The organism is Cupriavidus sp. SIMBA_020, from assembly GCF_046535395.1.
In the GTDB taxonomy this organism is placed as follows: domain Bacteria; phylum Pseudomonadota; class Gammaproteobacteria; order Burkholderiales; family Burkholderiaceae; genus Cupriavidus; species Cupriavidus campinensis.
On record NZ_JAWRWU010000766.1, the window covers coordinates 1 to 265 of the forward strand.

The 265-nt window shown below is 42.3% G+C and carries 1 protein-coding gene; it reads left to right on the forward strand.

Annotated features, from left to right (window positions below; translation table 11 throughout):
• Positions 1–265: hypothetical protein (locus SB751_RS31415; protein WP_410749199.1), on the forward strand; the 265-nt coding region annotated here is incomplete at both ends.

Below are 265 nucleotides of genomic sequence, written 5' to 3' on the forward strand. Positions count from 1 at the left end.
TTACACGTATCTTCTTCACTGGTGGCGCTGCTACGGCTCAAGCGATTATGTCATTCACAGATACCGAGCTTGTATCAGAATGTGGTGGTAACAACCCTTGTATTATTGTGCCGGGAGATAAACCTTGGACGCAAAAAGAATTAGAACATCAAGCTTTGCAAATCGTCAGCATTTCAAAAATGAATGGTGGTGCAGTTTGTGGTCGTCCACAGACAATTGTTACTTGTAAAAATTGGGCACAAAGGGAAGCGTTTATCGATGCTTT